The organism is Nonomuraea fuscirosea (genome assembly GCF_035917475.1).
Classification (GTDB): domain Bacteria; phylum Actinomycetota; class Actinomycetes; order Streptosporangiales; family Streptosporangiaceae; genus Nonomuraea; species Nonomuraea fuscirosea.
On the sequence record NZ_CP109074.1, the window covers coordinates 1,782,208 to 1,803,082 of the forward strand.

At 71.0% G+C, this 20,875-nt stretch carries 23 protein-coding genes and 1 riboswitch; of the genes, 14 read left to right on the forward strand and 9 right to left on the reverse strand.

Going from position 1 to position 20,875, the window contains the following annotated elements:
• Positions 1–122 precede the first annotated feature (122 nt).
• From OIE67_RS07980 to OIE67_RS08000, 5 genes are all read left to right on the forward strand, one after another.
• Entirely contained in the window at positions 123–680 is a 558-nt protein-coding gene (locus tag OIE67_RS07980) for a sigma-70 family RNA polymerase sigma factor (protein ID WP_219911586.1), read from the forward strand.
• Complete coding sequence (locus OIE67_RS07985; RefSeq protein ID WP_326638136.1) at positions 677–895, forward strand: hypothetical protein; 219 nt, start codon at positions 677–679, stop codon at positions 893–895. The genes OIE67_RS07980 and OIE67_RS07985 overlap by 4 nt, the downstream gene beginning before the upstream one ends.
• Complete coding sequence (locus OIE67_RS07990; protein ID WP_326638138.1) at positions 895–1,785, forward strand: maleylpyruvate isomerase family mycothiol-dependent enzyme; 891 nt, start codon at positions 895–897, stop codon at positions 1,783–1,785. The genes OIE67_RS07985 and OIE67_RS07990 overlap by 1 nt, the downstream gene beginning before the upstream one ends.
• Positions 1,786–2,007: 222 nt before the next feature.
• Positions 2,008–2,493, forward strand: a complete 486-nt coding sequence (locus tag OIE67_RS07995) for a hypothetical protein (RefSeq protein WP_326638140.1) — start codon at positions 2,008–2,010, stop codon at positions 2,491–2,493.
• An 84-nt stretch (positions 2,494–2,577) separates the two neighbouring features.
• Complete coding sequence (locus OIE67_RS08000) at positions 2,578–3,153, forward strand: HD domain-containing protein (protein ID WP_106234231.1); 576 nt, start codon at positions 2,578–2,580, stop codon at positions 3,151–3,153.
• Positions 3,154–3,263: 110 nt separating this feature from the next.
• On the opposite strand, the gene OIE67_RS08005 is transcribed toward OIE67_RS08000, so the two are convergent.
• Positions 3,264–4,613, reverse strand: a complete 1,350-nt coding sequence (locus OIE67_RS08005) for an ankyrin repeat domain-containing protein (RefSeq protein ID WP_326638143.1) — start codon at positions 4,611–4,613, stop codon at positions 3,264–3,266.
• 184 nt (positions 4,614–4,797) lie between these two features.
• On the opposite strand from OIE67_RS08005, the gene OIE67_RS08010 reads away from it, so the two are divergent.
• Positions 4,798–5,520, forward strand: a complete 723-nt coding sequence (locus tag OIE67_RS08010; RefSeq protein ID WP_106234232.1) for a DUF1707 SHOCT-like domain-containing protein — start codon at positions 4,798–4,800, stop codon at positions 5,518–5,520.
• 1 nt (position 5,521) lies between these two features.
• Here OIE67_RS08010 and OIE67_RS08015 read toward each other — a convergent pair whose 3' ends face one another.
• The 5 genes from OIE67_RS08015 to OIE67_RS08030 all read right to left on the reverse strand — a co-directional run bounded on the left by OIE67_RS08015 (position 5,522) and on the right by OIE67_RS08030 (position 9,215).
• Positions 5,522–6,298 carry a sirohydrochlorin chelatase gene (locus OIE67_RS08015; RefSeq protein ID WP_407674832.1) on the reverse strand — a complete coding sequence of 259 codons (777 nt, stop codon included), beginning with the start codon at positions 6,296–6,298 and terminating at the stop codon, positions 5,522–5,524.
• Positions 6,280–7,008 (reverse strand): phosphoadenylyl-sulfate reductase, encoded by a 729-nt coding sequence (locus OIE67_RS08020; RefSeq protein WP_106234236.1) that lies wholly within the window; start codon positions 7,006–7,008, stop codon positions 6,280–6,282. The genes OIE67_RS08015 and OIE67_RS08020 overlap by 19 nt, the downstream gene beginning before the upstream one ends.
• A 136-nt stretch (positions 7,009–7,144) precedes the next feature.
• The gene (locus OIE67_RS08025) at positions 7,145–8,833 is read right to left on the reverse strand and encodes a nitrite/sulfite reductase (protein WP_326638148.1); all 1,689 of its coding nucleotides are present in this window, start codon (positions 8,831–8,833) and stop codon (positions 7,145–7,147) included.
• Between the two features lie 112 nt (positions 8,834–8,945).
• Positions 8,946–9,029, reverse strand: coding sequence for a putative leader peptide (locus OIE67_RS55385; RefSeq protein WP_311132608.1), 84 nt, complete (start codon positions 9,027–9,029; stop codon positions 8,946–8,948).
• 60 nt (positions 9,030–9,089) lie between these two features.
• Positions 9,090–9,215 (reverse strand): hypothetical protein, encoded by a 126-nt coding sequence (locus OIE67_RS08030; RefSeq protein ID WP_326638150.1) that lies wholly within the window; start codon positions 9,213–9,215, stop codon positions 9,090–9,092.
• 9 nt (positions 9,216–9,224) lie between these two features.
• On the opposite strand from OIE67_RS08030, the gene OIE67_RS08035 reads away from it, so the two are divergent.
• The 4 genes from OIE67_RS08035 (at position 9,225) to glyA (ending at position 12,970) form a co-directional block, all read left to right on the forward strand.
• On the forward strand, positions 9,225–9,998 hold the full coding sequence (locus tag OIE67_RS08035) for a TIGR03084 family metal-binding protein (RefSeq protein WP_326638152.1): 774 nt from the start codon (positions 9,225–9,227) through the stop codon (positions 9,996–9,998).
• 54 nt (positions 9,999–10,052) lie between these two features.
• The gene (locus OIE67_RS08040) at positions 10,053–10,427 is read left to right on the forward strand and encodes a YccF domain-containing protein (RefSeq protein WP_326638154.1); all 375 of its coding nucleotides are present in this window, start codon (positions 10,053–10,055) and stop codon (positions 10,425–10,427) included.
• Between the two features lie 87 nt (positions 10,428–10,514).
• The gene (locus OIE67_RS08045) at positions 10,515–11,447 is read left to right on the forward strand and encodes a YihY/virulence factor BrkB family protein (protein WP_245955462.1); all 933 of its coding nucleotides are present in this window, start codon (positions 10,515–10,517) and stop codon (positions 11,445–11,447) included.
• Between the two features lie 164 nt (positions 11,448–11,611).
• A riboswitch (ZMP/ZTP riboswitch) is annotated at positions 11,612–11,694 on the forward strand.
• Between the two features lie 25 nt (positions 11,695–11,719).
• Positions 11,720–12,970 carry a serine hydroxymethyltransferase gene (gene glyA, locus OIE67_RS08050; protein WP_326638157.1) on the forward strand — a complete coding sequence of 417 codons (1,251 nt, stop codon included), beginning with the start codon at positions 11,720–11,722 and terminating at the stop codon, positions 12,968–12,970.
• A 137-nt stretch (positions 12,971–13,107) separates the two neighbouring features.
• On the opposite strand, the gene OIE67_RS08055 is transcribed toward glyA, so the two are convergent.
• Genes OIE67_RS08055 through OIE67_RS08065 form a run of 3 tightly spaced genes read right to left on the reverse strand, consistent with a single transcriptional unit; the run spans position 13,108 to position 16,168 of the window.
• Positions 13,108–14,319, reverse strand: a complete 1,212-nt coding sequence (locus OIE67_RS08055) for a hypothetical protein (RefSeq protein WP_326638159.1) — start codon at positions 14,317–14,319, stop codon at positions 13,108–13,110.
• Positions 14,316–15,431, reverse strand: coding sequence for a serine hydrolase domain-containing protein (locus OIE67_RS08060; RefSeq protein ID WP_326638161.1), 1,116 nt, complete (start codon positions 15,429–15,431; stop codon positions 14,316–14,318). The genes OIE67_RS08055 and OIE67_RS08060 overlap by 4 nt, the downstream gene beginning before the upstream one ends.
• Positions 15,428–16,168 (reverse strand): IclR family transcriptional regulator, encoded by a 741-nt coding sequence (locus OIE67_RS08065; protein WP_326638163.1) that lies wholly within the window; start codon positions 16,166–16,168, stop codon positions 15,428–15,430. Before OIE67_RS08065 ends, OIE67_RS08060 begins: the two co-directional genes overlap by 4 nt.
• Positions 16,169–16,284: 116 nt before the next feature.
• Here OIE67_RS08065 and OIE67_RS08070 point away from each other — a divergent pair, with 116 nt between their 5' ends.
• From OIE67_RS08070 to OIE67_RS08085, 4 genes are read left to right on the forward strand one after another with little or no spacing between them, the layout of a single operon-like run.
• Positions 16,285–17,838, forward strand: a complete 1,554-nt coding sequence (locus OIE67_RS08070; protein ID WP_326638165.1) for an ABC transporter substrate-binding protein — start codon at positions 16,285–16,287, stop codon at positions 17,836–17,838.
• Positions 17,835–18,752, forward strand: coding sequence for an ABC transporter permease (locus OIE67_RS08075; RefSeq protein ID WP_326638167.1), 918 nt, complete (start codon positions 17,835–17,837; stop codon positions 18,750–18,752). The genes OIE67_RS08070 and OIE67_RS08075 overlap by 4 nt, the downstream gene beginning before the upstream one ends.
• Positions 18,752–19,606, forward strand: coding sequence for an ABC transporter permease (locus OIE67_RS08080; RefSeq protein ID WP_106234252.1), 855 nt, complete (start codon positions 18,752–18,754; stop codon positions 19,604–19,606). The genes OIE67_RS08075 and OIE67_RS08080 overlap by 1 nt, the downstream gene beginning before the upstream one ends.
• Positions 19,603–20,850: a threonine synthase gene (locus OIE67_RS08085; RefSeq protein WP_326638170.1), complete on the forward strand. Its 1,248-nt coding sequence runs from the start codon at positions 19,603–19,605 to the stop codon at positions 20,848–20,850. Before OIE67_RS08080 ends, OIE67_RS08085 begins: the two co-directional genes overlap by 4 nt.
• Positions 20,851–20,875 lie beyond the last annotated feature (25 nt).

The window sequence follows — 20,875 nt, forward strand, 5'->3', positions numbered from 1 at the left end:
CGACCTTATCGCGTGGCGAAACAGGCCCGCCGACCGTCATCCGGCTGCACATTTGCCGCGAATAATGACATGCTCGGGTCGCGGCGCACCCGCCGCCTTGGTCCGGATCAAACGGGAGTGTGGTGCCAGTGGAGGCACCGTACGACGACCGCCTGCTGCATCAGCGCGTGGTCGGCGGCGATGAGTCCGCTCTGGGTGAGGTCTACGATCGGCTCTCCTCGCTGATCTTCGGTCTCTCCCTGCGGGTCACCAGGGACCGGGTGATCGCCGAGGACATCACACAGGAGGTGTTCCTCGTCTTCTGGGAGCGCCCGCTGGCCTACGACCCGGAGCGGGGCACGCTGCGCGCCTGGCTGGCCACGATCGCCCACCGGCGCGCGGTGGACCACGTACGCGCCGAGGAGCGCAGGAGGGTCTCGGCGCTCGGCCCGCGGCTGTTCGAGCGCGAGCCCGTGCGGCTGGAGGACACCGTGCTCGCCGCCGACGAGGCGGAACGGGTCCGGCAGGCGGTCACGTCGTTACCCGACGGCCTGCGGGAAGCGGTCGAGCTGGCGTACTTCGGCGGCAGGACCTACCGGCAGGTCGGGGAGGAACTGGGCGTGCCGGAGGGCACGGCCAAATCGCGCATCCGGCTGGCGCTGCGGCGCCTGGCGGACGCGCTCGCCGAGGAGGAAGTGTGATGACCACCGCGCCGCCGCCCGCCGGGCGGGCGTTCGCGCACGCGAGCGGCACGCCGGACGCGGGCCCGCCGCACGCGCGGTCGGCGCACGCTGGACCGGCGCACGCGAGCCCGGTGTTCGCGAGCCCGGTGTTCGCGCACGCGGGAAGCAGTCTTACGGACGCAGGGCCGCCGCGCACGTGCCCAGCGTCCACGCACGCGCAGGAAGAGGTGTGATGGACCCCGTCGAGCGTCTCTATCTGGACGCGATGATGGAGGACCCGGCGGTGCCGGCCCACTCGTTGCGACCCCAGCTCCTGTCCGGGGCCAGGGCCCGGCGCAGGCCCGCGGCCCCCACCGCCGCCTGGGCCGAGCCGTACGCCGGCCGCGTGGCCGCCATGGACGCCCTGCTGGCCTCGGCCGCGGAGGACGACTGGTCCCGCGTCATCGTCGAGGGCTGGACGTTGCAGGAGCTCGTCGCCCACCTGGCCGCCAAGGACGGCCTGCTGGCCGCCGCTGTCGGAGCCCCCGTGCTGGGCCCGCCGATCGGCGCGGCCGACTCGGCGAGCCGGACGGACGACCTCCAGGCCTACGAACGTGCCCGCAGCCCCGAGCAGACCAGGCGGGACTGGCGCGCCCAGGCCGACGCCCTCTGCCGCCACCTGGCCGAGCTGCCGCCCGCCACCCCGACCACGCTGGACGGCCTGGAGGTGGTGGCGAGCGACCACATCCTGGCCAGGAGCCTGGAGACGTGGATCCACACGGTCGACGCGGCCCAGATGGCCGAGATCCGGCTGCCCGACCCCATCGCCGGTCACATCCACCTCCAGGCCGACCTCTGCGCCCGCCTGCTGCCTCTCACGATGTTCCTGTCCGGTCTGGACGGCACCGGCCGCACGGCGCACGTGACGCTGACGGGCGAGGGTGGCGGCGAGTGGCGGGTCGCCCTGGGCGTCGGCGACACGGCACCGGGCGAACCGGACGTGCGCATCACGGCGGACGTGGTGAAGTTCTGCTTCCTGCTCGGCGGCAGGGGGGATCCGGGGGAGTTCCCCGCCGAGCTGGACGGAGACCTTCCCCTGGCCAGGGACATCCTCCATGCGGCCCCCGCCCTTTCCGGCCCTTAACCCTACAAAAGGGACGAATTGCCGCTACGCCAATTACCGTATTTCCCACAAAACCAGGATTTCCGAATATCGCGACTTCCTGGTGAACGGCGATGATTTGACGGGTTGTTGGAGTTCGTAGAGGTAAAGGAGATTCTGCGTCTGGGTATGCCGACCCATGTCCGAGTACGCCGAGAAATGCGCGTTCCAGGACTCCGGGTCGATCTACCCAGGGCGGAAAAAATGCACGTTTATTCGAATAACTCGCGCCGCGGGCGTATCGCGGCACTGGCCGCGGCCGGCGCCGTCGCCGGACTCATGCTCCTCCCCGTCGGCCAGGGGGTCGCCGGCGCGAGCACGGCCGCGGTCCCGAGCGCGGTCGGATGGGTCTCGGGCGAGAAGCCGGTGCTGTGCGGGTACGGCCACTGGTGCGGCCGCCGCGACTGGGGTCCCCGCTGGTGCGGCGGCAGATGCCACCGGCATCACCACCACCACGGCTACCGCCACCACCACGACTTCGAGTCGCACAACAGGCACCACCACGTCGACCGGCGCGAGCCCGTACGCCGGGAGCCCGTGCGCGAGGAGCCGGTGCGGATGGAGCCCGAGCGGCCGGTCAAGGAGGACCGGGTCAGGCCGATCAAGCCGGTCAAGCCCGAGAACCCGGACAAGGACGACCGGGACGACTGGGGCGACTGGCTGCCCTTCGGCGCCGACGACGAGGGATGAACGAAGGCCGGCCGGGAGCACGCGTGTCGCGGCGATCGTGGAGGTCGTCGTCTAGGCTCGGCCCATGACGAGAGGGGGGTCCTCGTGACGGACGAAGTGACGGGTCTTGCGGGCCTGCTGTACGAGTTCGGGCTGCTCAAGCGCTACAAGCGGACCGGTTGGCTGGTGGCGGGCGTACGCGACCCCGAGAGCATCGCCGAGCACTCCTTCCGCGCCGCCGTCATCGCCAGCGTGATCGCCAGGCTCGAAGGGGCCGACCCGGAGCGGGCCGCGTTCATGAGCCTGTTCCACGACACGCAGGAAACCCGCATCACCGACATCCCGTACATCGGCAAGCGCTACCTCAAGCCGCCCTCCAACGAGGACGTCACCGCGGACCAGATGCGGGGCGTGCCCGCGGAGGTGGCCGAGATGGTCGGCGACGCGGTCGGCGAGTACGAGGAGAAGGCCAGCCTGGAGGCCGTCTGCGCGCGCGACGCCGACAAGCTGGAGTGCCTCATCCAGGCCGTCGAATACCGGGAGCAGGGGCACCAGAACGTGCAGGGGTGGATCGACAGCTCCCTGGCCGCCCTCACGACCACGACGGGCAAGCGGCTGGCCGAGGAGGCGTTGAGCACGGGGACCCTCGACTGGGTGGTCCGCGTGCTCAACGGCGACTGACGCGACGGCCCCCGTACGGGCCCCGGCAGGCGGCGCCAGGGCTCGCCGGTGGAGGACCGGGCGGGCGGCGCCAGGGGCGCGCTGACAGGCCGTACCGGCGGCGGCCGGGCTTATTCGCCGGCGGGGCGGGTGACGAGCTCTCTGGCGTACTCGTCGTCGCTCTCCGCCAGCACCCGCTCGGCCCCCCGCGCGGCCCGTTCGTCGCCGCGCAGGGCCAGCCCGCGGGTCGCCTCGGCCACCGTGCGCAGGTCGGTGTCGGTCAGCCGGGCGGCCAGCGCCTCCCTGATCCCGGGCGTGTCGGCGGCCAGCCCGGCGACGCCGGCGGTGGCCCAGTCGCGGATCTCGGAGTCGTCGTCCTCGGTCATCGAGATGAGCAGCGCCAGCGCTTCCTCGTCGTCCGGCGGCAGCACGTCGGCCAGCGCGATCGGGTCGGTCATCGTGCGCTGGTGACCGGGCCGCCCGATGACGTCGAGCACGTACGGCAGCGCCCGCGGATCGCCCTGATGCCCCAGCCCGGCGAGCACCGAGCGCAGCACCTGCGGGTTGCTCTCCGTGGTGACCATCTTCTGCAGCAGCGGCAGGGTCCGGTCGAGGTACGGCTTCTCCCCGTCCTCGGTGAACCCGAACTGGGCGATGGCGTCGACACCGAACTCCCGCTCCCTGGCGTCCTCGCTCAGGCACAGCCGGGTCAGCGCGTCGTACGTCTCCTCGTCGTCCCGCCTGTTCAGCGTGTCGGCCACGATCCACCAGGTCTCGGCGTCCTCGTCGATGTCGCGGTGGGCCAGCGCCCGCGCCACGAGCCGCTCGACCGGGGTGTGGACGCCCGCCGCCTCCTCCAGGAGCGTCGCGACGGCCGCGTGGCCCCGCTGGGCCTGCACCTGGTCGCTCTCGGAGCCGTCGGCCGAGCGTCCCGCCACGGTGATCAGCTCGGTGCCGTCCTTGGCGTACTGGCGGGCCACCACGTATTCCCAGTCGTCCTGCTCGAACTGGTCCATCAGCGCGCTCTCCAGGTGCACGCCCACCCACGCGCCGGCGATCTCCAGCGGTGAGTCGCCCTCGCCGTCGTACTTCTGGTGGTCGGCCCCGGCCTCCAGCAGCGCCTGCACCACGCCCAGCGCGCCCCGCCTGGCGGCCAGGGTGAGCGGGGTGTCGCCGTCGTCGTTGGTGACGTCCACGTCGGCGCCCGCCTCGATCAGCACCTGGGCGACCGCGGCCTGTCCGTTGGTGGCGGCCCAGAGCAGGGCCGTCCAGCCGCCGTCCTCCCGGCCGTCGACCTGGGCGCCGGCTTCCAGCAGCGCCCTGGCCACCTCTGTGCGGTCCCTGGCGGCGGCCGCGCACAGCGGCAGCCCGCCCTCCTCGCCCTCGCTGGGCGTGTTGGGATCGACGCCGGAGGCGAGCAGCTTGCCGACGGTCTCGATCTCGCCGTTCATCGCCGCGCGGTAGAGCTGTTCCTCATGCATGACAGGGACCCTAGCCTGGTCCGGCCGCGCCCCGGACCAAGCCAGGGCCCCGTGTCATGGCGTGGTACGCACGCGGCCCCCGCCGGGGTTCAATCGCGATGCCGAACCTGCATACTTCGCTGGATGTCGCGTTTCCTACCAAAGTAGGAGCTTCAAGGCGCTCGAAACGCGATATGTTGCGAGTATGACTGATCCCGGTGACGTCCGCGCGTCGGACGCCGAGCGCGAGGCCGTCGTCGAGCAGCTCCGGGTGGCCTCGGTCGAGGGCCGGCTCTCGCTCGTCGAGCTGACGGACAGGACGGAGGCGGCCTACACCGCCACCACCCACGCCGAGCTGGCCATGCTCACCCAGGACCTGCCCGCGGGCGGCACGCGGGCGCCCGTCCCCGCCGCCCCCGCGGAGGGCAGGAAGCGGCGCTGGTTCGTCGGCGTCATGGGCGACTCCAAGCGGCGCGGCACGTGGCGCATCGACCAGGAGCTCGGCGCCGTCGCGGTGATGGGCGACGTCGTGCTGGACCTGCGCGAGGCCGAGGTGCGCACCGACCGGGTGGAGATCCTGGCGGTCTCCGTGATGGGCGACGTCAAGATCATCGTCCCCGACGGGGTGAACGTGGACCTCGACGGCATGGCGATCATGGGCGACAAGAAGGTCAAAGTCGACCAGGCGCCTCCCGGCATGAACGTGCCGGTGGTGCGGGTGCAGGCGTACGCGATCATGGGTGACGTCAAGGTGGTCGGCGACTCGCACGCCCAGCCGCTGCAGCGCCGCATCACCGCCTGGCGCGAGCACTGGCGGCGGCTGCACGGCGAGGACTGGCGCGAGCTGAGCCGCCAGTTGCGCGCCGACACCCGCGAGCTGAACCGGCAGATCCGCGACGCCCACCGCGACCTGGGCCGAGGCTACTGAGTCAGCCCGCCAGGGGCACTGGCTGCCGCTGAGCCGCCTCGTACCGTTCCAGCAGCACGTCCACCAGCTCGGGCGCGGGCCCGAGCACGTCCGCCACCACCTCGGCGCCCGCCTCCAGCGTCTCCCGCCGCACTTTGTCGGCGAAGTAACCGGGAGCCAGCAGGTACGGCGCGACGACCACCCTCGGCGCTCCCGCCCGCCGCAGCGCGGCCACGGCCTCGGCGGGAGAGGGGCGGGCGGCGGAGGCGTACGCGGCCGTGACGGTCCACCAGCCGGAACGCCGCCAGCCCCGCGCCAGCGCGGCGACGACCCCGTTCGCCCTGGCGTCGCTGGAACCCGCCGAGACCAGCACCACCGCCGTGTCAGGGTCGCCCACGGTCACGCCCGCCTCGCTCAGCCGCCGTTCGAGCGCGCGGCGCAGCGCGGGATGCGGCCCGAGCGTGCGGCCGTAGTGGACGAGCAGGCGCGGCTCGCGGGCGCGCACCTCGTTCAGCGCGGCCGGCAGGTCCACCCGGCTGTGGTAGGCCTCGGTGAGCAGCAGCGGCAGCACCACGGCCCGGTCCAGGCCGCGCAGCGCCTGGCCGAGCGTGGGAGCGCTGTGGTCGAGATAGGCGACCCGGACGTCCAGCGGCACCTGGCCGAGCAACGCGGCCACGGTGGCGGCGGCGCGCGGGTCTCGCGACCCGTGGGCCACCGCCACCAGTGGCACGCCGCCGGGGGCCGTCCCGCCTGCCAACGGGACGGGTCCCCCACTGGGGATCACAGGTGAATGCCGCATTCGACCTTCCCCAGGCCCGCCCAGCGACCGCTGCGCGGATCCGCACCCTCGGCGACCTGCCGCGTGCACGGGGCGCAGCCGATCGACGGGTAGTTGTCGTAGTGCAACGGGTTGATGAGCACCCCGTTGTCGGCGATGTAGTTGTCGACGTCCTCCTGCGTCCAGGAGGCGATCGGGTTGACCTTCACCATCTGCCGCTTGGCGTCCCACTCCACGACCCTGGTGTCGGTCCTGCTGGTCGCCTCGTCGCGGCGGATGCCGGAGATCCAGGCCAGGTACGGCTCCAGCGCCCGGTTCAGCGGCTCCACCTTGCGCAGGTAGCAGCACAGGTCGGGGTTGCGGCCGAACAGGCGCGGGCCGAGGTCGCGGTCCTGCTCCTCGACCGTCCGCGACGGCTTGACGTCGATCACGTTGACGTCATAGACCTGCCGCACGGCGTCCCGCGTGCCGACCGTCTCGGCGAAGTGGTAGCCGGTGTCGATGAACAACACGTCCACCCCGGGTTTGACCCTGCTCACCAGGTCGATGAGGAGCGCGTCGCTCATCGAGGAGGTCAGGCACAGCCGGTCGCCGAACGTGGCCGCCGCCCAGCGGATGATCTCGCGGGCGGGGGCGTCCTCCAGGAACAGCGCGGCGGACTCGACGATGTCCTGAAGGTCGAGCGCGTCGCGCTGCTCTCTCAAACCGACCTCGATGTCGACCAGCGTCATATCTTCACTCCGATTCCCAGGAATTTCAGCTTGAAGGCACGAGCGCAGGCGCGGCAGTACCAGCCGCCGTCGCCCTGGTAGGGCTCAAGGTCCTCGTCGCCGCAGTAGGGGCAGTGGAAGGGGACCGCTCGTGTGGTCATTTCAGGTCGGCCTCGTCCGCTCGCTGGACCCAGTCGGCGAACGATTCGCCTTCCTTCTTCTGGCTGTCGTAGTTGGACACGACGCGCGACACGTAGTCGGGCAGTGCCTTGGCGGTGGTCTTGAGGCCGCGGACCTTCCTGCCGAACCCGGCGTTGACGCCGAGCGAGCCGCCGAGGTGGATCTGGTAGCCCTCGACCTGGTCGCCGTTCTCGTCGACGACGAGCTGCCCCTTCAGGCCGATGTCGGCCACCTGGATGCGGGCGCAGGAGTTGGGGCAGCCGTTGACGTTGATGGTCAGCGGCTCCTGGAAGTCGGGCAGGCGCCGCTCCAGCTCGTCGATCAGGTCCATCGCGGTGGCCTTGGTCTCGACGATGGCGAGCTTGCAGTATTCGATGCCGGTGCAGGCCATCGTCTGGCGGCGGAAGGTGGACGGGTTGACCTGGAGGTCGGCCGCCTCCAGCTCGGCCACGACGGACTCGACCCGGTCGGGCGCGATGTCGAGGACGACCATCTTCTGCTCGACGGTGGTGCGGACCCGGTCGGAGCCGTGCCGTTCGGCGATGTCGGCGATCCGGTGCAGGGTGTCGCCGTCGACCCGGCCCACTTTGGGCGCGAAGCCGACGTAGAAGTTGCCGTCCTTCTGCGGGTAGACGCCCACGTGGTCGCGCCGGTTGTCGCGGGGCAGCTCGGGCGCGGGCCCGTCGGGCAGCCGCTCCTTGAGGTATTCGGTCTCCAGGACGTCGCGGAACTTCTCCGGACCCCAGTCGTTGACCAGGAACTTGATCCGGGCCCGGTGACGCAGCCGCCGGTAGCCGTAGTCGCGGAAGATCCCGACGACGCCCTCGTGCACGTCCGCGGCCTTGTCCGGGCTGACGAACACGCCGAGCCGCTTGGCCAGCATCGGGTTGGTGGACAGCCCGCCGCCGACCCACAGGTCGAAGCCGGCCTCGCCCCGCTCGTTGACCACGCCGACGAACGCGACGTCGTTGATCTCGTGCACCGTGCAGTGCGCCGGGCAGCCGCTCAGCGCCGTCTTGAACTTGCGCGGCAGGTTGGAGTAGGCGGGGTTGCCGACGACCCGGTCGTAGATCTCCGTGATCTGCTCGGAGGCGTCGAGCACCTCGCCGGTGTCGATCCCGGCGAGCGGGCACCCCATGATCACGCGCGGTGTGTCGCCGCACGCCTCCGTGGTGGACAGGCCGACGGCCTCCAGCCGCTCCCAGATGTCGGGCACCGACTCGATCTCGATCCAGTGCAGCTGGATGTTCTGGCGGTCGGTGATGTCGGCGGTGCCGCGGGCGTACTCGTTGGAGATGTCGGCGATCGTGCGCAGCTGGGCCAGGTCGAGCTGGCCGCCGTCGATGCGCACGCGCAACATGAAGTAGCGGTCGTCGAGCTCTTCAGGCTCAAGGATGGCGGTCTTGCCGCCGTCGATGCCGGGCCTGCGCTGGGTGTAGAGGCCGTACCAGCGCATGCGTCCGCGCAGGTCGGCCGGGTCGATCGAGTCGAAGCCCCGCTTGGCGTAGATGTCGATGATCCGTTGGCGGACGTTGAGGCCGTCGTCGTTCTTCTTGTTCTCTTCGTTCTTGTTGAGCGGCTCGCGGTAGCCGAGGGCCCACTGGCCTTCGCCGCGCGGGCGTTTGTGGTGCCGGCTGGCAGGAGTGCGGCTGGCAGGGGTGCTCATTGCGCGTCCTTCGATTCATGGGCGCGCTGCAGTGTTCCCACCTGGCCTCGTCATCGAGGGCAGGGCTGGAGAGGAAGAGTGCGACGCGCTCAGCGGTAGAGAAACAAGTGAGTTAGCGGGCGTCGCAACAGATGGCACTGCGGACACGCTGAAGATCGACGTGGCGTCGACCGACGAGCATGGGGTCCGCTGGCATGATTCGAGATTACTCTGGCTGTCCGGGATGTCCAAGACGGGGTCCAGAGTGTGGGATGGTTCACCCCTGACGTGGCCAGTCCAGGTCCGACTCCTGAGGCTGCTCCTCGGTCTTGTGCTGGCAGTCGCACCATGAGCCGCCGCGGCAGTCCTCGTGACGCTTGTCCTTGCAGCTCTCGCAGATCACGCTTGCATTATGGACCTCATGGCCGAGCTGCTCGGCGACCTGCGCGCCGAGACCGCCTCCTTCGAACAACTGCTCCAGCCCCTGCGGGACGACGACTGGGAGCGGCCCACCCCCGCCGAGGGCTGGGCGATCCGTGACCAGGTGAGCCATCTTGCCTGGTTCGACGACGCGGCCGTGCTCGCCGCCACCGACCCGGGCGGCTACGAGGCGCTGCTCGGCCGGTTCGGCTCCGTCGACGACGTGGCCGAGGCGATGCGGGGGATGCCGCCGGGCGAGTTGCGCGCCTGGTTCGACGCCTCCAGGGCCCGCTCCCTTGAGGTGTTCGGGACGCTGGACGCCCGTGACCGGCTGCCGTGGTTCGGGCCGCCTATGTCGGCGGCCTCGTTCGTGACCGCGCGGCTCATGGAGACGTGGGCGCACGGTCAGGACGTCGCCGACGCGCTCGGCGTGGTCAGGGAGCCGACGGAGCGGCTGAGGCACGTGGCCACGATCGGGTTCAGGGCCCGGCCCTACAGTTTCGCCGTACGCGCGCTGCCCGTCCCCGAGGAGCCCGTACGGGTGGAGCTGAGCCTGCCGGGCGGCGGCACCTGGACGGCGGGGCCGGAGGAGGCCACCGGCCTCGTCCGCGGCACGATCCTCGACTTCTGCCTGGTCGTGACCCAGCGCATCCACCTGTCGGACACCGGCCTGGAGACCACCCCCGGCCCGGCGCGGGCCTGGATGGAGATCGCCCAGGCGTTCGCCGGCGGCCCTGGCAAGGGCCGGGCGCCCAAGTCGGGGTGAGGCCAGGGTTCCGCCGGATGACGCCGGTCTCATGATCGGTGACATGCTGTGAGCATGCGCACAATCCTCAACGTCATCTGGCTGGTGTTCGCGGGCGTCTGGCTGGCGATGGGCTACGCCCTGGCCGGCGTCATCTGCTGCATCCTCATCGTGACGATCCCGTTCGGGATCGCCTCGTTCAGGATCGCGGCGTACGCGCTGTGGCCGTTCGGCCGGACGGTCGTGCGCGACCCCGACGCGGGCGTCTTCTCGCTGCTGGGCAACATCATCTGGTGCGTGGTGGCCGGCATCTGGCTGGCCATCGGGCACGTCGTCACCTCGATCCCGCTGTTCGTCTCCATCATCGGCATCCCCATGGGCGTGGCCAACATCAAGCTCATCCCGGTCTCCCTCCTGCCCCTGGGCGCGCGCATCGTCGACAACGACTGAGCACGACCGGCGGCGACCGGACGGCTAGAGGTGGCCCGGGGGACGTAAGCTGTGCCGAAGAGTCACTGCGAATAACCGTTGGGTGCCATGACGTCCACCGATGCGCCTTCCCGGCCCAAGCGCGGCCTGGTCTCCCATGCCCGCGCGCGGCTCAACTGGGTGCTCGACACCAAGTCGTGGGCGATCGTGCGCGCGTCCACCAACGCCGGCGTCACCTACCGGGTGACCGGCCTGGCCGGCGAGGCCGCGTTCTTCGCGCTGCTGTCGCTGCCGCCGTTCGTGCTGGGCCTGATCGGCGTGCTGGGCAAGCTCGGCACCTGGCTGGGCCCCACGGTGGTCACCCAGGTGAAGACCTGGGTGATCGACCAGGCCGGGCTGCTGTTCACCGACGACGCCCTCGACAAGGTGATCAATCCGCTCATCACCGACGTGCTGAGCGACGACGCCGGCAAGGTGTCGATCATCTCGCTGGGCTTCCTGCTGTCGCTCTGGTCCGGCTCCAGGGCGCTCTACGTCTACGTCGACCTCATCTCCGTCGCCTACGGGCTGGGGGAGGAGCGCGGCATCATCCGCACCCGGCTGATGTCCTTCGGCCTCTACGTCATCGGGCTGATCATCGGGATCATCGTCATGCCGATCCTGGTCGTCGGCCCGACCCTGATCAAGGACGCCCTGCCGGCCGACTACGGCAGCCTCATCGACCTGCTCTACTGGCCGGTCGTCATCATCGGCTCGGTGCTGTTCCTCACCGTGCTCTACCACGTGAGCGTGCCCGTCCGCACCAAGTGGTACCGCGAGCTGCCCGGGGCCATCCTGGCGCTGTTCCTGTGGATCCTCTGCGCGGCGGTGCTGCGCGCGGTCCTGGCCGCCTGGTTCTCGCCCGTCTCGGTGTACGGGTCGCTGGCCGCGCCCATCGCGCTGCTGCTGTGGCTCTACATCACCGCGCTGGCCGTGCTCATCGGGGCGATCCTGAACGCGGAGGTCGACCGGCTCTGGCCGGGCGTGGGCCGCGCCAAATAGCCGGCCGCCGGGAGGCGGCCGGTCGGACACGGCGTTTCTTCGCCGTCTTCGGCGGCGTCCCCAAGACGGCGACCACGGTCGACCTGGACCTCGAAGAACCTCGGTCGCTTCGAGAACTTCCTGATCACCACGAAATGAGCGCCTGCTCGCATCCGCTATCGTCTAGGGCGTGACGCGACTGGCGCATTGGGTGGGATCGACCACCGGGGAGCGAAAGGAGCGGAGGCCGTGCGCCTGGGTCTTCGCAACTCGTCAACGATGACAGGAGAGTCATGAGTTCTCTCGCTAGCGTCGACCCGCAGATCGCCGAGCTCATCAAGGCGGAAGAGCGTCGTCAGTCCGACACCGTCAAGCTGATCGCGTCCGAGAACTACGTGTCGAAGGCCGTCCTCGAGGCCACCGGCACCGTGCTGACCAACAAATACTCCGAGGGCTACGCGGGCAAGCGCTACTACGAGGGCCAGCAGGTCATCGACCAGATCGAGACCGTGGCCATCGAGCGGGCCAAGTCCCTGTTCGGCGTCAACCACGCCAACGTGCAGCCCTACTCCGGCTCGCCCGCCAACCTCGCCGTCTACATGGCCTTCCTGGCGCCCGGCGACACCGTGATGGGCATGGGCCTGCCGTTCGGCGGCCACCTCACCCACGGCTGGTCCGTCTCGGCCACCGGCAAGTGGTTCAACCCGGTCCGCTACGGCGTGCGCCAGGACACCGGCCGCATCGACCTCGACGAGGTCCGGCAGCTCGCGCTGGAGCACCGGCCCAAGCTGATCTTCTGCGGTGGCACCGCGATCCCGCGCACGATCGACTTCGAAGGCTTCGCCTCGATCGCCCGCGAGGTCGGCGCCGTGCTGGCCGCCGACATCGCCCACATCGCCGGCCTGGTCGCGGGCGGCGCCCACCCGTCGCCGGTCGGGCACGCCGACGTCATCTCCACGACCACGCACAAGACGCTGCGCGGCCCGCGCGGTGCCATGCTCATGGCCGACAGCGACGAGCACGCCACCGCGCTCAGGAAGGCCGTCTTCCCCGGCCTGCAGGGCGGCCCGCACAACCACACCACCGCCGCCATCGCGGTCGCGCTGCACGAGGCCGCCCAGCCGTCGTTCCGCGACTACGCCCACCAGGTGGTCGCCAACGCCAAGACCCTGGCCGACGAGCTCGCCTCGCGCGGGTTCGACCTGGTCTCCGGCGGCACCGACAACCACCTCATCCTGCTCGACCTCACGCCCAAGGGCATCGGCGGCAAGCCGGCCGCCCAGGCGCTCGACCGCGCGGGCCTGGAGACCAACTACAACACGGTGCCGTTCGACACGCGCAAGCCGTTCGACCCGTCCGGCATCCGCATCGGCACGCCGTCGGTGACCTCGCGCGGCATGGGCGAGGCCGAGATGCGGCAGATCGGCGCCTGGATGGACGAGGTCGTCACCGCCCTGGCCAAGGGGGATGCCGAGTCCGTCATCACGCGCGTCCACCACGAGGTCAGCGAGCTCACCGCGCAGTTCCCCGCGCCGGGTCTTTAAGGTCAAGAGCTTCATCTGTTACGGCGGTGCCGGCCTGGCGCCGCCCGCCGCACGGGGCTGAGGGCCTCCAGGGTGACGCCCTCTGACCCGCACGTGGTCGGCCGCCGTCACGGCGCAAAGCGGGCCGTGACGGTGGTTCACCCCCCGGGCGCCGGTGAGGTCCTGGTGAGGGTGCCGTTTCTGATCGTGGCTACCGGGATGACGTGCTGTTTCGGGGTGAGGGTGTCGCCCTTGGCGTCCCGGTAGACGCGGTGCTCCGGGGCGGTGGTGGTGACGCGGAAGAGCGTGGCGTGGTGGATCGTGCCGTCGGCGCTCAGCCAGGGTTCCGGCATCCGCAGGATGTCGCGCGGTCGCGTCGTGACCGCGTCGATCGCGTCCTCCAGGGGCATCCCGCAGGCCAGCAGCTTCGTGATCGTGGTGGCGAGGTCGTGCACCGGGCCGCCGACGTTGCGTACGTGGATGTCCGTGCTGATCGTGTGCGGCGGGAAGCCGGCCGCGAGCGCGCGGGCCGCCACCTCGAAGCTGAAACTGGCCGCCCCGTGCCCCACGTCCAGCAGCACACCCCGGTCGAGGGCGCGGGCCAGCGCCGGGGCCGGAGCGCCGCCGGAGGTCCACGGCGTGCCGGTCTTGCCGTGGTAGCAGTGGGTGACCACGTCGCCGGCCTCCAGCAGGTCGAGCACGTCGCCGATCAGCGGCGGCGCCTCACCCACGTGCACCAGCAGCGGCAGGCCCGCCTCCCTGGCGACCAGGCGGCCGAGCTGGAGCGGCTGCAGGCCCATCGCGCCCACGATCGCGCCGCTGGAACGCACCTTCACCCCGCACACCACGTCCCGGTGCCGCTCGATCGCGGCCAGGGTGGCGTCCACGTCGATGAACGACGGGTCGGCGGTCTCCCGCAGGTGCACCAGGCCGTGGGAGCCGATGTTCAGCCAGGCCCGCACCCGGGTCCTGGCCGTGGGCAGGACGTAACGGACCAGGCCGTCGATGGTCGCCTGACCGGCGCTGCCCGCGTCGGCCAGCACGTGCACGCCCGCGTCCAGGCCGACCCGGTCGGGCGGCAGGCTGATCTCGGTCATCGCGTCGTAGACGTGCGCGTGCAGATCCACCCATCCCGGCCCGGCCCACAGCTCCCCGGCCTGCCGGTCCTGGTCCCGGGCCTGACCGGCGGCCCACGGTTCCCCGGTCCACCGTTCCTCGGCCTGCTCTGTGCGCGGTCGGTCGCCTGCTTCGGGCAGCGGGGTCAGGCGTGCTGTGCCGTCGGAGATCGTCAGGCGGGCCGGGGACGGGGAGCCGATCACGCGCAGGGGTGTGGTCGTCAGGTCCTCGGTCGGGTTGCGGTCCCGGGTCATGACAGTGCCTCCGTGACGGCGGCGTTGTGGAAGGTTCTGCGGACGCGGCCGATCGCGTCCGAGGTGCGCGCCGGGTGCACCCGGTTGGTCAGCAGCACGGCGAAGAAGTCCAGCTCGGGGTCCACCCACAGGCTCGTCCCGGTGAACCCGTTGTGCCCGTAGGCCGCCGTGGTGAGCAGGTCGCCGCCGCTGCTCAGCGGGGGCTCGTGCGCCTGCCAGGCCAGCGTGCGGCCGAGCACCCGGGTGCCGGTCATCACGCTCAGCGTGCGCGGCGCGAGCGGGCCGCCGCCGCCCCGGCACAGCCAGCGGCCCAGCCGGGCCAGGTCGGACACCGTGCCGAACATCCCCGCGTGACCGGCCACGCCGCCGAGCACCTCGGCGTTCTCGTCGTGCACCGTCCCCTGGACGACCCGGCCGCGCCACGGGCAGTCCTCGGTGGCCGCCGCCCTGGCCCGGTCCCGCTCCGGCAGCACGAAGGTGGTGGCGTCCATGGCCAGGGGCGCGGTGATCCGGTCCCGTACGAGCCGGTCGAGGGACGTCCCCGAGGCGCTCTCCGCGATCAGCCCGAGAATCATGAAACCCTGGGAGCTGTACTCCATCCCCGGCTCCGCGCGCAGCGGCAGGTCGACCAGGGCGTCCAGTAGTTCCTCCCGGGTCGGGAAGCGGCGGTAGAGGGGCTGCCGGCCCGGGATGCGCGAGGTGTGAGTGAGCAGTTCGGACACGGTGATGTCCGCCTTGTCAGTGCCTTCGTAGCGCGGCAGGTGGTGCGCCACCCGGTCGTCCAGGGTCAGCTCGCCCGACTCCACCAGGGCCATGACCGCGAGGCCGACGATCGGCTTGGTGACCGAGGCGAGGTCCCACAGGGTGTCCGCGCCGACCGGGTCGCCGTCCCAGCTCAGCGTGCCGAGGGTGCCGAGCTCGACCGGACCGCCCGAACGGCCCCACGCCCACGCGGCCCCCGAGAACACGCCCGCCTCCCGCGCCCGCGCCAGCACCCGCCCCGCCCCGCCGGCCGGATTGCCCGCGCCAGGCGTCGAGTCCGTCGCCGTGCTCAGCGCCGGGCCCGGCGATGGACCTCCTGCCGCCGGGCTTGCGGATCGCGGCACCGTCATGTGTTCCTCCCCAGCGCCGCCGAGACCCGGGCGGCGGCGGCCACCACCAGCGGGCCGAGCAGCGGCACGTCGTCCTCGTTCAGGTTGAGGGTCAGCCCCGCCACGCTGACCGCGCCCACCGCCGTGCCGGCCGCGTCGTGGACGACCGCCCCGACGCACCGCACGTTGGTCTCGTTCTCCTCGTCGTCGACCGCGTACCCGCGTTGACGCACCCGTTCCAGCTCGGCCATCAGCAGGTCGGGGTCCACGATCGTCTTCGGCGTGTTGCTGATCAGCGGCGCGGTGGCCGCCAGCACGGCGCGCACCTGCTCCTCGGGCAGGTGCGCCAGGATCGCCTTGCCGATCGCCGTGCAGTGCAGCGCGATCTGCGTCCCGACCCGCGAGGCCATCCGGTACGGCTGCTGCGACTCCACCTTGGCCAGATAGACGGCCGACGAGCCGCTGCGGATCGCGAAGTGCACCGTGTGCGTGGTGTTGCGCTGCAGGTTCTCCAGGATCGGCCGGACCAGCGTGGTCATGTCGCGATCGGTGAGCGCCGCACCGGCCAGCGCGAGGATGGCCGGTCCCGAGGCGTAGGTGCCGTCGCCGTGCGAGACGGCGTACCCCTGCGCGATGAAGATCTGCAGGATCCGGTGCACGGTCGTCTTGTTGATGCCGGTCCGCAGGGCGATGTCGGCCAGGCGGCGGGGCTGATCGTGCCCGGCCAGCGCCCCCAGCACGACCAGGGTCTTCTCCACCGAGTTCATTGTCACCTGACCCAAAAGCCTTGACGGACATATCCGAAACGAGCCATATTCAACCACGTGATACGAGATTTCACCATGTGAAACGTACGAAAGGGAGGCGGGACCTCATGTCCGTCCGCGAATTGCCGACCCGCCGGGATCTGTTCAAGCTCGGCGGCCTCGCCGCGGCGGCGCTCTCCCTCGGAGCCTGCGCCAGCACCAAGCCGTCGACCGGCGGTCAGGGCGCCGCCGCGACCGCGCTGCGGGTCTCGCTGGCCTCGGACGCCACCACCCTCGACCCGCACAAGCAGGGCGACCTGCCCTCCATGAACGTGCTGATCAACGTCTTCGACACGCTCACCGTCAGGGACACGAGCGACCAGCTCGTCGGCGGCCTGGCCGAGCGCTGGGAGTCGAAGGACGACAAGACCTGGCGCTTCCACCTGCGCGAGAACGTGACCTTCCACAACGGCGAGCCGTGCGACGCCGCCGCCGTGGCCTACAGCATCGAACGCCTCATCGACCCCGCCACGCAGTCCCCGATCGTGGAGCTGCGCCTGGTCACCGGCGCGAAGGTGATCGACCCGCACACCGTGGACCTGGTCACCAAGGAGCCCGACCCGATCCTGCCGGCCAAGCTGTCGCTGTTCGGCGGGGTGATCGTGCCGCCGAAGTACATCAAGGACAAGGGCGACGAGTTCTTCGCCGAGCACCCGGTCGGTACCGGGCCGTTCACGTTCGAGCAGTGGCAGCGCGACAGCCAGATCACGCTCAAGGCCAACCCCAAGTACTGGAACGGCAAGCCCTCCGTCGAGCAGCTCACCTTCAAGGTCATGCCGGACCCGTCGTCGTCGCTGGCCGCGCTGCAGTCAGGGGAGCTGGACGTGGTGACCGGCCTGACCCCCGACGCCGCGCAGCAGCTCGGCGACGCGCCCGGGTTCAAGGTCGTCACCTCGCCCGGCGTGCGCACGTTCTTCGTCTCGCTCGACACCGAAGAGGGCCCGCTGAAGGACAAGCGGGTGCGGCAGGCGCTCAACCACGCCCTCGACGTGGACACGCTGATCAAGTCGGTGCTCAACGGCGCCGCCGAGCGCACCCCTACGCTCATCCCGAAGCAGGCCTTCGGCTTCGACGCCTCCGTGCAGCCGTTCCAGCACGACGTGGCCAAGGCCAAGAGCCTGCTCGCCGAGGCGGGACACGCGGGCGGCTTCGCCCTCAAGCTGTCGTCCTCCACCGCCGACAAGGACATCGCGCAGGCCATCTCCGGCCAGCTCGCCGAGGTGGGCGTCAAGGCGGAGGTGTCGCTGCTCGACCCGGCCACGTTCAAGGGCCGCCTGGTTTCGGACAACCGTAAGGCGCTGGGCGAGATGTACTTCGTCGGCAACTCCGGCTGGACCATGGACGCCTCCAGCAACCTGCAGTCGTTCGTCCGCCACGACCGCCGCCAGAGCCGCTGGAACAACCCGGAAGCCGACAAGCTCATCGACACCGAAGAGCAGTCGGTCGACCCGGACACCCGGCAGGAGGCGTTCACCGCGTTGCAGAAGCTGATGATCGAGGAGTCGCCGTTCCTCTACCTGTATCAGGCGAGCATCCTGTACGCCGTCAGCGACCGGGTCCAGTGGAAGACGAACGCCAACGGCACCCTCGCCATGGCGACCGCCAAGCTCGCCGGCTCATGATCGGATTCATCGCCAAGAGGGTCGGCCACACCCTGCTCGTGCTGTTCTGCGTGGCCACGGTGGCGTTCTTCATCGTCCGGCTGGCCGGCGACCCGGTGCAGCAGATGCTGCCGCCCGAGGCCACCATCGAGCAGGAGCGCGCGCTGAGGGCGAGCCTGGGCTTCGACCGGCCGCTGCTCGACCAGTACGTCTCGTACATGACCGGCCTGCTCGGCCTGGACTTCGGCCAGTCGGTGTTCTTCCACCGCCCCGCGTTCGAGGTGATCATGGAGCGCCTGCCGCTCACGATCGACCTGGCCGTGGCCGCGATGGCGTTCACCCTGATCGTCTCGATCCCGGCCGGGATCGTGGCCGCGGTCAGGAGGGGCAGCGCGACCGACACCTCGGTCATGGCCTCGGTCCTGGTCGGCCAGTCCACCCCGGCGTTCTGGGTCGGCATCCTGCTCATCCTGATCTTCGCGGTGAACCTGCAGTGGCTGCCCGCCTCGGGCACCGGCTCGCCGGCCCACCTGGTGCTGCCCGCGATCACGCTCGGCCTCTACTCGGCCGCGATGATCGCCCGGCTGCTCCGCTCGTCGCTGATCGACGTGCTCGGGGAGGACTACATCCGCACCGCCAGGGCCAAGGGCCTGTCCGGCGTCAAGGCGGTCACCGCGCACGGGCTGCGCAACGCCTCGCTGCCGGTCGTCACCGTGGTCGGCCTGGAGGTCGGCAGCCTGCTCGGCGGCGCCATCCTGACCGAGCAGGTCTTCTCCTGGCCGGGCATCGGCCGGCTGACCGTCGAGGCGATCACCTACCGCGACTATCCGCTCATGCAGGCCACGGTGCTGTTCCTGGCGGCCGTGTTCGTCATCGTGAACCTGATCGTGGACCTGTCCTACGCCCTGCTCGACCCCCGCGTGAGGCTGTCCTGATGCTCACCGCAACCCTGCGCGCCCTGCGCCGCAACCACGCCGCCAAGGTCGCCGTGGGCGTCATCGCGCTCGTCGTCCTGGTCGGGGTCTTCGCGCCGCTGATCGCGCCGCACGACCCGAACCTGCAGAACCTGCAGCTGAAGCTGCGCCCGCCGTTCTGGATGGACGGCAGCGAGCCCGGCTACCTGCTCGGCACCGACAAGCTCGGCCGCGACGTGCTCAGCCGGGTCATGTACGGCACCCGCGTCTCCCTCCTCGTCGGCCTGGCCGCCACGCTGCTGTCGGGCGTGGTCGGCGCGGCCGTCGGGGTCGTCAGCGGCTACTACCGGGGGTGGCGCGAGCAAGTCTTCATGCGCCTGGCGGACGTGCAGCTCGCCTTCCCCTCGATCCTGCTGGCCCTGGCCATTATCGCGGTGCTCGGCCCGAGCCTGCTCTTCCTCATCCTGGTGCTCGGCCTGACCGGCTGGGTGTCGTACGCCCGCGTGGTCCGCGCCGAGGTGCTCTCGCTCAGGGAACGCGAGTTCGTCACCGCGGCCAGGGCGATCGGCGACACCGGCCCGCAGATCATGGTGCGTCACCTCCTGCCGAACATCGTCGCCCCCCTGGCCACCATCGGCACCCTCCAGGTGGCCGCGATGATCGTCGCGGAGGCGTCGCTCAGCTATCTGGGGCTCGGCGTGCCGCCCAGCGTCCCCACATGGGGCAGCATGCTCGCCGACGGCCAGCTCTATCTGCGCGGGGCCTGGTGGATCGCGGTCTTCAGCGGCGCTGCCATCATGATGACCACACTCGCGATCAACGTCACCGGCGACCTGCTCCGCGACGTCGCCGACCCGAAGGCATACCACCGATGAACCTCGCCACCCACTACAAGTGCGACGACTGCCACGCCACCTTCTCGCTGGACAAGCCCGCCCTCCTCTGCGAGGCGTGCGGCGGCCTGCTGGAGATCGGCTACGACCTCGGCTCCGCCGACGCCCGCCGGATCACGGACCGGGCCGCCGCCCGCCGCGACCTCGGCCTGTGGCGGTGGGCGGACCTGCTCCCGCTGCCGCGCGGCGCCGAGCCCCTCCACCTTGGCGAGGGCGACACCCCGCTGATGCCCACCAGGAGGCTCGGCCGCCACGTGGGCCTGCCCAACCTGCTGATCAAGAACGACACCCTCATGCCCACGGGCAGCTTCAAGGACCGCGGCTTCTCCGTCGCCGTCGGCTTCGCCCGGGCGCTGGACGTCAAGCAGGCGTTCACCTACAGCTCGGGCAACGCCGGCGCCTCCTTCGCCGCCTACGCCGCCAGAGCCGGCATCGAGGCCACGGTCCTGGTCGAGGACGTGGCCAACGAGTCCAAGATCGCCGCCATCAGCCTCACCGGCGCGCGCGTGCTGCGGCTGCGCTACCGCTCCAGCCTGGAGATCTTCGCCGGGGTGAGCGCCCTGTCGGAGGCGGGTTTCTACTGCTTCGTCAACTTCATCAATCCCGTGCGGCACGAGGGGATGAAGACGTACGCGTACGAGATCTGCGAGGCGCTCGGCTGGCGCGCGCCCGACGTGATGGTGCACCCCGTCGGCACCGGCGGCGGCCTCTACGGCGCCTGGAAGGGCTTTCGCGAACTGCGCGCGCTGGGCCTGATCGACCGGCTGCCGAAGATGGTCGGCGTCCAGCCCGCCGCCTCGGCCCCGCTGGTGCGCGCGTTCGCCGAGGGCAAGACGGCCGCGGGACGCCACGGCGACGCGAACAAGACCGTCGCCCAGAGCATCGCCGGCGACGCCCCCATCCAGGGCGGCTCGCGCGTGCTGCGCGCCGTGTACGAATCCGGCGGCCGGGTGGTCGCCGTGGACGACAACGACCTGTTCGAGGCCATGCGGCTGCTCGGCGAGGAGGGCGTGTCGGCCGAGCCGTCCGCCGCCGCCTCCACCGCCGCCCTGCTGCGCGCCCGCGCCCAGGGCTGGGTATCGGAGAGCGACACGGTGGTCAGCGTGGTGACGGGCGGCGCGCTCAAGCAGCCCTCCGCCCTCGCCCAGGCGGCCCGCCCGCCGGCCGGCACCGTCCAGGCCGACCCGGCCGAGCTGCTGCGCATCTTCAGGGAGGGCCTGGTATGAGCGGCGCGTCCCGTCCGAGCCCGGA

Excerpts from the sequence above, each read along its gene's own strand:
- OIE67_RS07990 (WP_326638138.1), top strand. The coding sequence starts at position 895 with ATGGACCCCGTCGAGCGTCTCTATCTGGACGCGATGATGGAGGACCCG.
- OIE67_RS07995 (WP_326638140.1), top strand. The coding sequence starts at position 2,008 with ATGCACGTTTATTCGAATAACTCGCGCCGCGGGCGTATCGCGGCACTG.
- OIE67_RS08005 (WP_326638143.1), bottom strand. The coding sequence starts at position 4,613 with ATGCATGAGGAACAGCTCTACCGCGCGGCGATGAACGGCGAGATCGAG.
- OIE67_RS08010 (WP_106234232.1), top strand. The coding sequence starts at position 4,798 with ATGACTGATCCCGGTGACGTCCGCGCGTCGGACGCCGAGCGCGAGGCC.
- OIE67_RS08015 (WP_407674832.1), bottom strand. The coding sequence starts at position 6,298 with ATGCGGCATTCACCTGTGATCCCCAGTGGGGGACCCGTCCCGTTGGCA.
- OIE67_RS08020 (WP_106234236.1), bottom strand. The coding sequence starts at position 7,008 with ATGACGCTGGTCGACATCGAGGTCGGTTTGAGAGAGCAGCGCGACGCG.
- OIE67_RS08025 (WP_326638148.1), bottom strand. The coding sequence starts at position 8,833 with ATGAGCACCCCTGCCAGCCGCACTCCTGCCAGCCGGCACCACAAACGC.
- OIE67_RS55385 (WP_311132608.1), bottom strand. The coding sequence starts at position 9,029 with ATGCCAGCGGACCCCATGCTCGTCGGTCGACGCCACGTCGATCTTCAG.
- OIE67_RS08035 (WP_326638152.1), top strand. The coding sequence starts at position 9,225 with ATGGACCTCATGGCCGAGCTGCTCGGCGACCTGCGCGCCGAGACCGCC.
- OIE67_RS08040 (WP_326638154.1), top strand. The coding sequence starts at position 10,053 with ATGCGCACAATCCTCAACGTCATCTGGCTGGTGTTCGCGGGCGTCTGG.
- OIE67_RS08045 (WP_245955462.1), top strand. The coding sequence starts at position 10,515 with ATGACGTCCACCGATGCGCCTTCCCGGCCCAAGCGCGGCCTGGTCTCC.
- glyA (WP_326638157.1), top strand. The coding sequence starts at position 11,720 with ATGAGTTCTCTCGCTAGCGTCGACCCGCAGATCGCCGAGCTCATCAAG.
- OIE67_RS08055 (WP_326638159.1), bottom strand. The coding sequence starts at position 14,319 with ATGACCCGGGACCGCAACCCGACCGAGGACCTGACGACCACACCCCTG.
- OIE67_RS08060 (WP_326638161.1), bottom strand. The coding sequence starts at position 15,431 with ATGACGGTGCCGCGATCCGCAAGCCCGGCGGCAGGAGGTCCATCGCCG.
- OIE67_RS08070 (WP_326638165.1), top strand. The coding sequence starts at position 16,285 with ATGTCCGTCCGCGAATTGCCGACCCGCCGGGATCTGTTCAAGCTCGGC.
- OIE67_RS08075 (WP_326638167.1), top strand. The coding sequence starts at position 17,835 with ATGATCGGATTCATCGCCAAGAGGGTCGGCCACACCCTGCTCGTGCTG.
- OIE67_RS08080 (WP_106234252.1), top strand. The coding sequence starts at position 18,752 with ATGCTCACCGCAACCCTGCGCGCCCTGCGCCGCAACCACGCCGCCAAG.
- OIE67_RS08085 (WP_326638170.1), top strand. The coding sequence starts at position 19,603 with ATGAACCTCGCCACCCACTACAAGTGCGACGACTGCCACGCCACCTTC.